This window comes from Acetobacter estunensis (assembly GCF_019083805.1).
In the GTDB taxonomy this organism is placed as follows: domain Bacteria; phylum Pseudomonadota; class Alphaproteobacteria; order Acetobacterales; family Acetobacteraceae; genus Acetobacter; species Acetobacter estunensis_A.
The window spans coordinates 21,224-34,905 of the sequence record NZ_JAHRDV010000019.1; the positions used below are offsets into that span (position 1 = coordinate 21,224).

At 52.3% G+C, this 13,682-nt stretch carries 6 protein-coding genes and 2 pseudogenes; 5 read left to right on the plus strand and 3 right to left on the minus strand.

What is annotated here, in order from left to right; genetic code table 11:
* Positions 1-16: 16 nt before the first annotated feature.
* Positions 17-1,294, minus strand: coding sequence for an epoxide hydrolase family protein (locus KUA11_RS15535; RefSeq protein WP_217411790.1), 1,278 nt, complete (start codon positions 1,292-1,294; stop codon positions 17-19).
* 210 nt (positions 1,295-1,504) lie between these two features.
* On the opposite strand from KUA11_RS15535, the gene KUA11_RS15540 reads away from it, so the two are divergent.
* The 5 genes and pseudogenes from KUA11_RS15540 to KUA11_RS15560 form a co-directional block, all read left to right on the plus strand.
* On the plus strand, positions 1,505-4,339 hold the full coding sequence (locus tag KUA11_RS15540) for an ATP-binding protein (RefSeq protein WP_217411792.1): 2,835 nt from the start codon (positions 1,505-1,507) through the stop codon (positions 4,337-4,339).
* A 330-nt stretch (positions 4,340-4,669) separates the two neighbouring features.
* Positions 4,670-6,250 carry a Na+/H+ antiporter gene (locus KUA11_RS15545; protein ID WP_217411794.1) on the plus strand — a complete coding sequence of 527 codons (1,581 nt, stop codon included), beginning with the start codon at positions 4,670-4,672 and terminating at the stop codon, positions 6,248-6,250.
* 84 nt (positions 6,251-6,334) lie between these two features.
* A complete protein-coding gene (locus KUA11_RS15550; protein WP_217411796.1) occupies positions 6,335-6,952 on the plus strand; it encodes a TetR/AcrR family transcriptional regulator in 618 nt (205 codons plus the stop codon).
* Positions 6,953-7,001: 49 nt separating this feature from the next.
* The gene (locus KUA11_RS15555; RefSeq protein ID WP_217411798.1) at positions 7,002-7,754 is read left to right on the plus strand and encodes an SDR family NAD(P)-dependent oxidoreductase; all 753 of its coding nucleotides are present in this window, start codon (positions 7,002-7,004) and stop codon (positions 7,752-7,754) included.
* A gap of 249 nt (positions 7,755-8,003) precedes the next feature.
* Positions 8,004-8,311: pseudogene (locus KUA11_RS15560) on the plus strand (IS481 family transposase); the annotation flags it as partial.
* Positions 8,312-8,361: 50 nt separating this feature from the next.
* Here KUA11_RS15560 and KUA11_RS15565 read toward each other — a convergent pair.
* Both KUA11_RS15565 and KUA11_RS15570 read right to left on the minus strand, forming a co-directional pair.
* Positions 8,362-8,806 (minus strand): annotated as a pseudogene (locus tag KUA11_RS15565) (IS21 family transposase); the annotation flags it as partial.
* A 207-nt stretch (positions 8,807-9,013) separates the two neighbouring features.
* Positions 9,014-13,336 (minus strand): beta strand repeat-containing protein, encoded by a 4,323-nt coding sequence (locus tag KUA11_RS15570; RefSeq protein WP_217411800.1) that lies wholly within the window; start codon positions 13,334-13,336, stop codon positions 9,014-9,016.
* Positions 13,337-13,682 lie beyond the last annotated feature (346 nt).

The following is a 13,682-nucleotide window of genomic DNA, read 5'->3' on the forward strand; positions in this document are numbered from 1 at the left end:
GGAGTGAGGGTTTACATCATCGCAATGAACGGAAAGCCATCCGTACTTCCTGAGTGAAGAGCTGCGGCTGCTCCCATGCCGCGAAGTGGCCGCCGTTATCAGCTTCGTGGAAATAGGTGAGATTACGATAACAGCGCTGTGCCCATGTCTTTGGCGCGCAATAGATCTCACCGGGGAAAACAGTGACGGCTACCGGCATGTCCGGGATATTCACGGCGTTGAAATTGTTGGAATGATCTTCCCAATAGATCTGCGCCGATGAGGCTCCGGACGCGGTGAACCAGTAAAGTGAAATATCGTCGAGCATTTTGTCCTTGCTGAGAACGCGCCCGGGATCGCCTCCGCTGTAAGTCCACTGAGCGAACTTTTCATAGATCCATGCGGCAAGGCCGATGGGTGAATCTACCAGCGAATACCCGATGGTCTGAGGCCGCGTGACCATCATGGCGGCATAAGCGGAACTGTTCCTGTAGAAATTGTCCAGGGCCTCGAAGGCCGTTCTCTCCTGTGCGGTCAGACCGGACGGAGGCGGTCCGCCGGCGGTGAGAATGGTGGCGATCTCTTTCGGGACGGTGCCGGGCATGGTGAGATGAATGCCGATCAGTCCGGGCACGTTCTGAAGCGCCATGCGCTGGGAAATCACGGAACCGCAATCACCACCCTGCGACACGTAGCGATGATATCCCAGTCGCTGCATCAGGGTGGCCCATGCCCGCCCGATATGGTCCGAGCCCCAGCCGGTTTTTGTCGGTTTCCCCGAGAAGCCGAAACCGGGAATTGACGGAACAACGAGATGGAAAGCATCTCCGGCTTCCGCGCCATGTGCTGTCGGATCGGAGAGCGGACCGAGAACCTCCATGAATTCGAGGACCGATCCCGGCCATCCGTGCGTCATGATCATTGGCATGGCATTCGCGTGCGGAGAACGCATATGGATGAAGTGAATATCGAGGCCGTCGATCTCAGTCACGAACATAGGCAACGTATTCAGATGTGCTTCGATCTTCTTCCAGTCGTAGTCCGTCATCCAGTAACGGACGAGGTTCCGGAGCACAGACAGTTGTACACCCTGTGACTGATCGGCTGCTGTCTCGCGCTCCGGCCAGCGTGTTGCTGCCAGCCGGGTTCTGAGATCAGTAATCGCCTTGTCCGGAACTGTGACCCGGAACGGACGGATGGCTTCACGTCCAGGTCCGGAACGCTGCGCATTCGACGGCATTGTTCCGAGAGCACCTGCTGCGGCGAGACCGGTAAGAACATGACGCCGTGTGAGAGGTGGTGGCGGTGCCAGCATGATCGTTCTCCGTCGACTGGCCATAAAAACGTGCTGCTGCAATGCATAGGAGGGGATCGGCTAAAACGCCCGTTATGTTCTGTGATGTGATGTTAGCTTACGTTTTCCGGGACCGGGCGGAGCCGGAACTTCGGCTTCGCAGACAGGTTAGTTCAGCATCACCATGCCTGGCGTTCATGCTGATGGCATCCGGTACGGGCAGTGCTGAGAATGAGCGAACAGATAAGGTTTGGTCCGTTTACACTCATCGCGGATGAACGGCGCCTGCTGCGTGATGGAGTGCCCGTCGATCCGGGCGCGCGCGCTTTCGATATTCTGGCTATCCTGTCAGCACGACCGAACGAAATTATCGGCAAAGCCGATCTGCTGGCCCTGGTCTGGCCGGATGTCGTCGTTGAAGAGGGCAGCCTGCGGTTTCAGATCGCCAGGCTGCGAAAAATCCTGGATGGCGGCGGAAACGGCTCCCGCTATATCGCCACTCTGCCAGGGCGCGGCTATTGTTTCGTTGCGCCGGTGTCCCGGACCGGCCAACGTCGCGGGGAACCTGATCAGAAGGCCACGGGCAGTTACGCGCAAACCAGCCTGCCTGGCCGTCTGACCCGTATGCTCGGAAGAGAAGCGGATACTGCAGCGCTTTCGGTATTACTGATCGCCTCACGTTTCGTGACCATCGTCGGAACGGGTGGTGTCGGTAAAACGACTGTTGCGCTTTCCATAGGGCACGAACTGATCGGGACGTTTGACGGCCAAGTACATTTCGCGGATCTGGGCGCCCTGAGCGATCCTGACCTGCTTGCAACGACTGTGGCCTCGGTACTGGGTCTCTCGCTCGGATCGGACGATGCGCTCCCGGTTCTCATAACCGGCCTGACAGACCGGCGAATCCTTCTGATCCTCGATACCTGCGAGCATGTCATTGATGCGGCTGCGGCGCTGGCGGCGCGGATTCATGCCGCTTTGCCGCAGGTCCATATGCTTGCGACAAGCCGGGAGCCCCTGCATGTGGAAGGCGAACATATTTACAGACTCCCGCCGCTTGCCTGTCCGCCGGACGATGTAAAACTTACTGTGGCGAGCGTGCAGGACTTTCCCGCGTCCCGTCTGCTGATCGAACGGGCCACAGCAGGAGGCGCCTGTTTCGACCTTGACGAGACGGACGCACTGGCCGTGGGAGAAATTTGCCGAAAGCTCGATGGCGTCCCTCTGGCGATTGAACTTGCGGCCGCGCGGATCGCAGGGTTTGGCCTGCAGGAAACGGCTGTGCTCCTCAATGAGCGTCTGACCCTGTCATGGCCAGGCCTGCGCACCGCCCCGCCGCGCCAGAGAACTCTCCAGGCGACCCTGGACTGGAGTTACGATCTCCTGTCGGCACGGGAGCGTCTGGTGCTTTGTCGTCTGGCGATATTTGTTGGCCATTTTTCGATTGATGCCGTCCTGGCCGTTGTGACAGGCCCTGGTATCGACGAGGAGCTTGTTTTCGGTGCTATCGACAGTCTGGTTGCCAGATCCATGATTGCGACACGGCCGGTCGGGGCCGTGATGCGCTACCGTCTGCTCGACACGACAAGAGCCTATGCTCTGCAGTTTCACGCCGGCAATAACGACTTTGCTGATCTGCCCGCACGTCATGCAGCCCATTATCTGCGCTGGCTGGATGAGACGGGAGACGCATGGTCGACCCTGTCGAGCGCCGTGCAGCGCTCGGTGCATCTCGCCGGACTTGCCAACGTCCGTGCCGCTCTCGAATGGTGTTTCGGACCCGGGGGCAACACCGCGACCGGTATCAGGCTATGTGTCGCTGCCGTTCCGGTTTTCCTGTCGATGTCCCTGCTGTCCGAGTGTCATCGCTGGATGACGCGCGCGCTCGATGCGCTCGATGACACGGAGCGTGAAGGATTGGAGGAAATGCATCTGCAGGCGGCTCTCGGGACTTCGCTTATGTTCACACGCGGAGGGCAGGACGCCGCACGTACGGCGCTGGACAGAAGCTTCACCATTGCTGAAGCGCGAGGCACGGCAACTGACCAGATTCAGATTCTCGGTCCGTTACAGATGTTTTATCTCCGCACGGGAAATTTCCGCACCGCGCTCGGTTACGCCAGACGCTGCTCATATCTCGCCAGAGCTCTTGAGGATAGTGTCTCCACGACGCTCGCGCACTCGGTCATGGGTATTTCGCTCCATCTCAACGGAGAGCCGGATCGGGCACAGACAGCGCTCGAAACCGCCTTACGCTACGGGCCACGATCCGACCGGACGACCACAAACTCTCTCGGCTTCGACGGAAGACTGCTTGCCGGCGCGATACTGGCGAGAACGCTCTGGCTGCGGGGCTATCCTGCTCAGGCGACGGAACGTGCGCTCCTGACAATCGAGGAGGCCGAAACTCTGGACCATCCCCTGACGCTTTCTATTGTTCTCGTCTGGGCGGTATCCCTGTTCCTGTGGACCGGTGATCTTGATCGTGTCGGCCGGTATATCGAGCGCCTTTTCATGCGGGCAAGGCACCATTCCCTTGGCCCCTATCTGTCGGTGGGACGTGGCTTTCAGGGAGAACTGTCTGTTCGGCAAGGAGAGCTGAACAGCGGGATCAGAAGCCTGCAGCAGGCGCTCACCGAGCTTCATGCAGCTCCTTATGAACTGCTGACCACGCCGCTCAACATCGCGCTTGCTCAGAGCCTTGCCGCCACGCGTCGCATTGATGAAGCACTGGCCCTGACCGACGAGACTATGCGGTCGGTCGAGGCAAATGGCGATCTTTGCTATATGCCGGAGCTGCTGCGTGTGAAGGGAAATATTGTTCTCGCAGCTCCCCGGTGTGACAGTCATCAGGCGGACATCTGTTTTGCGCAGTCACTTGAGCTGAGCCGTCAACAAGGCGCGCGGGCGTGGGAGTTGCGCACTGCGATCGATGTGGTCGCTCTCGCGGCCGATCATGAGAGATCCGGGCGCTGCCACGAGATTCTTGTCCCGGTGTTCAGTCAGTTCACGGAAGGATCGGCCACGGCTGACCTGATCTCCGCCGCACGCCTGCTGGGTACGTGATACGAAAGAAGACTGCCTGTCTCCGTCCGGCCGTCAGAATCCGCGCACGGAGGTCGTGTTACGGGGAAAAGTTTTTCTCGTTCCGCACGCCATTCGCCTGAATGTAATAGAAACGAACATGCACTTCATGGGACCGACACATTTTTCGACTGAACGTCGCGTCGTCTTTCTCGTTATTCGCAGCAACCGGCCGCGCATGTTCCGGATGCGACACTCTTTTCCGATATCCCGATATCCGTCCGGCATGGCCTGCTTTCCGTCATTCTGTTTTACTTCCTGAGCAAAAAAATCATGCAATCCGACGGATAACGAGCCGCAAAGGATCGGGCAATGTCAGAAGTTTCCTATTTTGAGCTCCTGCTTGTTATCGTCTCGGTCATTCTCGTTCTGGCGCTTGTTGCCAAAAGATACGGACTTCCTCCTTCCGCAGCTTTTATCTGCGGCGGTCTTTTCATGGCGATCATTCCTGGTATGCCTGATTTCACTCTTAACCCGGATCTTGTGCTGGTCGTTTTTCTGCCGCCTTTACTTATGTCGGGAGCCTATTTCACCGTCTGGGCATCTTTCCGCGCAAACCTGCCCGGTATCGCGCACCTTGCCGTGGGAGCGGTCCTGTTTTCTACCCTGGTGGTAGGGTTTGCGGCACACTGGATGGTCCCCGAGCTTCCATGGTCGGTCTGCTTCGCGCTCGGTGCAATCATCGCACCTCCCGACGCTGTCGCAGCCAAAAGCGTTCTTGAGCGGGTCCATCTTCCGGAGCGGCTCTCGACCCTGCTGGAAGGGGAGAGCCTGCTGAACGATGCAACCAGCATGGTCGTTTTTCGTGTCGCCGTTACGGCTTTCCTCACAAGGACCTTTTCCGCAATCGGGGCGGTTACGATGTTTGGCGTTCTTTCACTGGGCGGCGTTCTGCTGGGTTTCGGCGTGGGCTGGCTTATCCTGATGGTTCTGCGACGCGTCAAAGACCCCGTGATCGTGATCTGCCTGACACTGCTGGGACCATGGGTTGCTTATGTTCTGGGAGACAGACTTCATGTCTCCGGCGTTATTGCGACCGTGACGACAGGACTGCTGTTCGGCTGGCACCAGCATGATATTTTCGGAGCCAGTGTCCGTGTTCGTGCGGAGGCCTTCTGGTCCATCCTGACGTTCCTGCTTGAGGCGCTGATTTTCGTCATGATCGGGCTCTCGTTGCGCAATGTGTTTCATACCGGCCACCAGATGTTTTCCTCAGTGTCACAACTGGCCGCAGTCATTTTCGGAATTATCGTTGCGACTCTCCTTGCGCGGTTTATCTGGGCCTACGGAGCAGCTTTCATACGAGTGGTCGCTTTAAAATCGCGCGGTCATCTCCCTGACCCGGGAGAATGGGGACAGGCCACAATCATTGGCTGGAGCGGAATGCGCGGCGTGGTCAGTCTGGCATTCGCGCTTTCGATACCTGAAAACATGCCCGGACGCGGATTCATTCTTCTGACGACGTTTACTGTCATACTTGTCACCGTTATCGTGCAGGGCACGACCCTGGCGGCCATCATAAGGTGGACCGGGATCAGTTCAGCGGACGACCAGTCAATGCCGCATCTCAGCGAGAATGAGGCGCGCGTAAAGGTTGCGGCCGCACAGAGACTGGCGATGGAAAAGCTGGTGCTGTCGGAGAACGGCGACATTCACTATCCGAGGCTCTTGGAACAATATCGGTATCGTGAAGCCGCTGCGCAACGTTTTTTCAAAGATCCGGAACATTTAAGAACTGATCTGGACGAACATTATACGGCGCTCCAGAAAAGCATTATGGCCGGACGCGCGGAAGTTCTGAGGCTGCACAGAAGCGGACAAATTCATGATCGTGTTTTGCGGCGTCTCGAATATGAACTCGACCTGCAGCAGCTCTCGGCCGAATGCTATTGATTAAGGTGCAGCAAAACGCCCTCGCAACAACCTGCGCATAGACCCGATCTGCCCCGCGTTCAGGCCAGCGGCAATCCCCGCCAATTGAACGCATTTATTATTGACTGTTCATTCTATATTCTGTATCCGACATTTATGGCACGTCCACAGGAATTCGATCGGGACCAGGTTCTGGATGCGGCCATCGCTGTCTTCCGGCAGCATGGCTTCGAGGGAAGCTCGGCAACCGAGCTTGTCACCGCCATGGGGATAGGGCGCCAAAGCCTGTACAATAGTTTCGGTGACAAATGGCAGCTCTATCGGGACGCGATTCACCGTTACGCAACCGGAGAGATCGAGGCACATCTGGCTGCGTTAGGAAGCAGTACCCGAGCCATTGATGGTATACAGCGCTTTCTGAGCCGTATCATCGAGACGGCGCGGGACATGTGCCTGGGTGTCAGCAGCATTTGCGAATTCGGGACTTCCCATGCCGACCTGTCAGAAATCCACGAACGGTTTGGTACAATCCTGAACGCCGCCCTGTGCGAACGGATTCGCCGGGCTCAGGCAGAAGGCGATATCTCGCAGGATCTGAACCCGGGTGACGCGGCTGCGTTCCTGACTTCCACAGTCGCTGGCATCCGCATTTCGGCCCGGGCCGGTGCCGACCCGAAGGCGCTCGCCACCGTTGCCCGAATGGCGCTGAAAGCCATCCGGTAAAAAATTTCATCTGTTTTAGAACGGGCGTTCAATAAAAGGAACGATAGAAATGGCTGCTCAAAATAATAAAGAAGCCCAGGCACCGCAGAAAGTCGCCATGGTTTTTGGCGGATCGCGCGGCATCGGCGCAGGCATAGCCCGCCAGCTCGCGCGGGATGGTTTTGCGGTCGGCCTGACCTACGTGTCCCGTCCAGAGCAGGCTGATGCGGTTGCAGCGGCGATTATAGCCGATAACGGTCTTGCGCTGGCAGTTCGCGCTGACAGCACGGATCCGGCCGCACTGCGCGCGGCAGTTGAACAGATTATCTCACGCTACGGCCGTCTGGACGTTGCTGTCGTCAGTGCCGGCGTATTAAAATCAGGGGGAATCGAAACGTTTGATCTCAGCGACCTTGATCTGTCCCTGAACGTCAATGTTCGTGGCGTCGTGCTCGCCGTCCAGGCCGCGCTCGCCGGGATGCAGGACGGCGGGCGCGTCATAACCATCGGCAGTATTGCCGCGATAAGGCCGATCGCACCGGGAAGCAGCATCTACTCCATGACGAAAGCCGCGGTCGCCGCCTTCGTGAAGGGCGCGGCACTTGACCTCGCTCCACGTGGTATCACGATCAACAATATTCAGCCAGGCCCGATCGACACCGACATGACGGAGGGCATGATGGATTATCTCGTCACCCATATGCCGCTGCGCCGCATGGGTCGGCCAGAGGACGTCGCGAAGCTGGCGTCATACCTAGCCAGTCCCGCTTCGTCCTTTATGACCGGATCAAGCCTGACCATTGACGGCGGCTTCATTTTGTAAAAGCCGGCGTCGGCGCGAAAGTCCACTCGGCTGCAAAGGATATAACTGGAGAGATCGAAGAACCGTTGTTTGATGTCCTGTCTGCCTGATTTCAGGCGCATCGAATGATGATTGATAGTTCTTCTGGATATTTTTCGTTCTGCTTTTGGAGGAGAGCGGAGACGATATTGGCTGGGGCGTCTCGTCAGTTAGTTGTTTAGTCCCGTGGTTTGATGGTGTGATATTTTCACGTGAGTGGAAGGAGGCATTATGGGGCAGATACGTCATGGGAGCGCCACGACCACGCACGCCGTGCGAGCAGCACTACAGCGATCGCAGGCTTCGCTCGCGGCGCTGAGCTGAGCGAGGAGTTCGGGATCAACCCGAAAACCGTTGCAAAGTGGCGGAAGCGACAGAGTGTCGAAGATCAGAAGACAGGCCCCAAAGAGCCGCGATCAACGGTCCTTTCGAAGACGGACGAAGCGATGATGGTAGTGTTTCGACGCCATACTTTACTGCCGCTGGATGACTGTCTTTATGCCCTGCAGGCCAGTATCCCCGATCTAACACGCTCGGCTCGCTGGCATCGACCTCGGCGATGCTCCGGGCCAGTTCGATATGCAGCCGTTCCCAGAATGACCGCCCAGTCCTCGCCCCAGTCGAACTGGAAAGCTTCCCCGGGGGCTGGAAGCACAGGGGTACGAAAACACCCCGACCCGTTGTCTGGCGTGCCTGGTGCTGTTCGTGTTTCCACTGCCGGATGAAAGCGGCCACCCGTCCGTAGGATCCATCATAACCCAGTGCCACAAGGTCTTCATGCAGTCGTTCAGTCGTTGCGCCGTGCGCCGGTTCTTGCGGGGGCCGGCGGCTTCCAGGACCAGTCATCCCCTCAACCTGTCAGTAAACGGGTCCAGTCGGCTGGGACGTTCGGGTACCTGGAACCGCGGTTCAATACTCTGTGCCCGGAGATATTTCCGGATCGTATTGCGTGACAGTCCCGTCCGGCGTTCGATCTCGCGGATCGGCAGATGATCCCGGCAGTGCCACCGACGGATCACACTCAGAAGCTCCATGTCAATCACTCCTCAAACCCCCAGCAGATGCTGCCGGGGAGTGTGAAGGCATGGGTCAATTCCTGATGAAAAACCCTGGTCAGTTCTCAGTGAAAATCAACAAGATGCTCCTCCGTATTCTTCTCGGCAATCGGCCTCGCTGCAACCGTCATGTTCTGGCTATGAGGCCTGAGCCTCATACCGTTTCAATAATATTGGAAATACATTCTATGTATTTCCAATATTAAACTGATACGAAGTCGCTGAAGATGTCGCGCCATCTGGTATTGAATCAGTCACATATAAAGTGTGGCTCCCAGAGGAAAGTGTGTCACTTTGAGGTATCGTGAATACCCATGATCCATCACCTCCAACCGTTGTAGTGCCGAGAATATTACCACCATTTCCATCTTGCAATGTTATAGTACTATTAGCCACTCCAGTTCCGGTAAACGTTGGGTTAATAAAATCATTTAATGTCGGGTTGAAATCACCCAAATTAAAGAGGCTGTAACCCTCACTCGAAACCGTTACTCCTGACGAGTTGGCAACCACATTTCCATCTAAAGAAATATTTTTTATATATAAAGCTCCAGTATTCTCAGATGAACTGCTGGCATCCCCCAAGAATTTCAGCGCGAAATCATGTGCTGTGCCATCTTGAAAATCGCCAGCATAAGAAAACGTTTGTTCACTTTCACCATTAACTGCTGTTACAGTCTGCACTGATCCAACAGCATTTCCATCAACATATGCTTGAAACTCAACTCCGTCTAGCGAGTTTTCCTCTGATACAGTTATAGTAACTTCATCCGTGTACTCTCCAGTTATTTCAGGAGTCGGAATAGACGAAAGCCCAGTATCGGAATCTGGCACCAAATTACTAGATAACGCATCGGGAGATATATAAATATTTACATACGAAGCTGCACTTGTGTTATTTGGATTTTCATTTTCAGGAACCTCGGTAGTTGTAACTTCTATTTTATAATGATGATACGTGCCTTGATCTTGATCTGGTAGCGTAATACTCCAATATCCGGTCACTCCATATTCACCATCACTATCTTCTATTAAATCATCTGGAGAAACCTGCGTTGTAGCAATAATTTGGCCATTATCAATAATTTGTACGTAATCACGTGCTGTTGCATATCCAGCGATAGTAGGATTTTGTGTAAATGACTCGGTATACGTTAGTCCGTCACCGTCAGGGTTAGATACTTCAACTACCTGTTCCGCTTGAGATGAGGAAATATTAAATCCTACCGCACCCATATTAGCGATACCGAGACCGCTAGAAATACCTAAATCATTTCCATTAATCTCAGCAGAAACGATGCTTATCGACCTATCAACGCTAGACGTGGAATCTATATTACTATTCATTAGATTTATATAAACATGACTATCACTTTCAGAAAAGTCACCCATATAAGTCAATGTAGTTGTTCCATCTATGGTTTTAATATCGCCTACAGCAACATTTATCTCCGAAGAAAATTCTTGACTGTAGTTTGATTTATCTCCTTGATCAATATATACTTGCACTTCAGGGCTTCCATCCCATGAAGTATCATCATCTCCTAGTTCCCATGGATCTGTTGTGGTGCCTTGACCGTCAGCGAGGATAATATCACTTGTATCAGAAACTCCTTTTAAAGTTATAGTTAAGGTGTCTGGCTGAAAAGATGCTGATATAAGTTGTGGACTACTGAATTTAATCGCGGAAACTTCAGCGTAATTTTCTAACCATAGCGCGATACCAGCTTCGCTATTGGGATCAGTATCAGATCCAGCTGCAATCGTGCGCTTCGCCTCATATTCACTAACTTCCCAATTTGTTGGAACTGCTCCGGTCGCTTCCAGTATTGCAACCATCTTCCTTACATCTTGTCCATAATCATTTACTGTATCGGTCGTATTATATTCTGTATTATCGTAGAATCCGGAAATAACGACCGTAACCTGAAGCCCCTGATCGACTGCCCATCGAATCTCATTTTCAACAAATTGTTGATAGTCTAATCCGGCATTTATGAAGTAATCTGCAGGAGAATCGATAGCTAAAGCACCACCATAAACCGCAGCTTTTTCAAGGTTCTTATAGAAATTAGAATCCGCCAATTCAGAATAATTGCTGACAGTGTCGACTTCTCCTCCCACTCCGGCCACGATAGAGGAAGCATCTCCATTCTGAAAAAAATAATTTGGTGAGAAAATTGGAGCTATAGTTTTTATACCGTCACTCCAGCCGGAATTCACGGTTTCATTAAATATATATAACCATGAACCGTTTCCTCCGTTCGACGAAATATTTATATTTTCAAGGGCAGATGAGACTGTACCACCTTGTAGGTGAATATAATTAGTCAATCCCTTGAGATATGATGGAGTATCAGAAGACCCCTCGAGATTTATAGATAAAGATACGTCAACATTTCCATTGTTACTTTCAGAAGAGAGATACTGAGAAAAGTGTCCACTGGACACTTCGTTCGCAACGCTCTGCTCATCAAGAGACATTCCCAATTGGCCCGTGGCACGTAGAGCATCGTAATTATTTGTATTATCCCAACCATCTGAATTATACCCTCCACTAAAATATACTTTCTTGGTTCCATTACTTGCAACATGGATACCTATATCGGAAGTGGACGACATTCCAAAAACCATAGATTCTGTTTGTCCAGCTTCTATGGACTCGTAGCCATTTATAAAAACACCATTTTCCGATGCACTCAACAAATAAAGATTACTAGATCCGGTGGATATATTCAGTATATTTCCAGATGAGGCGGAAGACCCTCTTGTTATAATGGCAACAGATTCACCAACATTGCCGGATGCATTGTTTCCCGGAATATAAGGAGCAGAAACAGTCAAACTTCCTAAGGATGTCAATTGACCGTTTTGAGCGTTCTCAAGTGTGAAATTTGCTGTCGTCTGCCCTGATAGAGTAAGTGTTACCACGTTATAAGGAAGTGATGAACTCGATGAACCGTTATATATTACGTAGAATGGCATTCCATTAGAGGCGCCAGTTTCTGCATCTGAAGCATAGAAGCTGTTTAATCCATCAACGAGCGAAGATGAGACTGTCAGATTCCATGTGCCAGTTGATGAGACATTTGCATTGCCAATCAGTGTCCCATCACCATTAGTGATAGCGACGACGCTGCCTGCAGTCCCAGTCCCCTGCAAAATAAGCGTATTTCCATCGGTTGATGGATTTATAGAACTGATAGATGGTGCTGTCGATATGTTTGTGACATTATAGGTATAGTTCATTTCCGATAATTTAATACCATTTTTGTCTATATTTTCTATGATGATATTATTCTCTCCATAAGATAAGTCGTTAGCCTGAAATGTCCAAGAACCGGTGCTATCGACATTTGCTGTTCCAATAATTTTTCCATTATCGGAGATAGATATTAGCGAATTTGCCTCAGCCGTTCCTGAGAATGTTGGATTCGATATACCGCTACCAGTTGATTCGATAGTAACATTTTTACTTAGTTGAATAGCATCTGTATCTATTATAATATCGATTTCGCGTGAGCTTCCTGCTGAATCACCAGAAGGGGTGCTCGCAGTTGCTTCAACCTCGTAGTTACCGTCATTTAGTAATGGAAGCGTCGTCGACCACATTCCATCGCTTCCAGATATCGCCGTAGTAGATTCAATTAACTGGTTTGTATTTGGATCATAAATATTAATAGTAATAAGATCATTTGGATCACTAGATCCATAGACTATAGGAGACGATGACGTCGAAACTGCAGTTTCGACAGGCCCATCAAATACGGGAGCTACATATGTGTCTGCCTCTATATTTATCGTTGGATTTGCGTCAACATAATCGGAGTACAATATTGTCGTCAGATTTTCCTGTGTACCATCTGGATTTGTAATGTTTGCGATAAGAACCTGACTTCCTTTCGAAAGCACAGGTATATTAAGAGTCCAACTACCATCGGAATTCACATATGCTGTGCCTAATATGATGTTATTTTGCTCGACTGTTACGATTGAGTCGGCGACAAGAGAACTGCCTCCTACCGTAGCATATTCGGAATCTCCATCGGTGACGCCATAACGACATCCAGTGTCTTGAAGGAAGAATCCGGAGGATGTTATAGAAGCAGTGCCATTAACATCTACCGTTCCGTATACTGCGTTAATATAGCTATCACTTCCACTATATGAAATTGTGCTATCTAAATCTCCATAAATAAAATTATTATCTCCGATTATTGTGGCGCAAGCGCCTTTTTCTACAAATATTTCGTCTCCATTTGCGGTGATAGTAGCGGATTCGCCTGCAGAAATATAAATAATATTTGCGGATGATGCATCTGTTGTATATGTATTTTCGCCATCTATATTTATTATATTTCCAGATCCAGAAATTTCAGTCGAAGATAGATCGCCATCTATCGTAATATTATTGCCGCCAGCACCAGTGATATTATTGAGTTTTCCGGAAACTGTTACGGAAACCGCGCCCTTGGCCGTGATCGTCTCGTTGCTGCCCGAAAGCGTCAAGCTCGACCCCTGTTCCAGGGTAAAGCTGTTGCCTCCCGCCGTGTCCGTGACCGTGTTCCGCGAAGCGCTGTTATCGAGGGTATTCCCTGAGCCCGTCAGCGTCACATTGTCGTAGTTCGACCCCCAAGCCAGCGACACGCTGCTGCCCGTTCCTGCCAGCGTCAGAGCGGCACTGTTCGCCTTGGCCGTGATCGTCTCGTTGCTGCCTGAAAGCGTCAGGCTCGACCCCTGTTCCAGGGTAAAGCTGTTGCCTCCCGCCGTGTCCGTGACCGTGTTCCGCGAAGCGCTGTTATCGAGGGTATTCCCTGAGCCCGTCAGCGTCACATTGTCGTAGTTCGACCCCCAA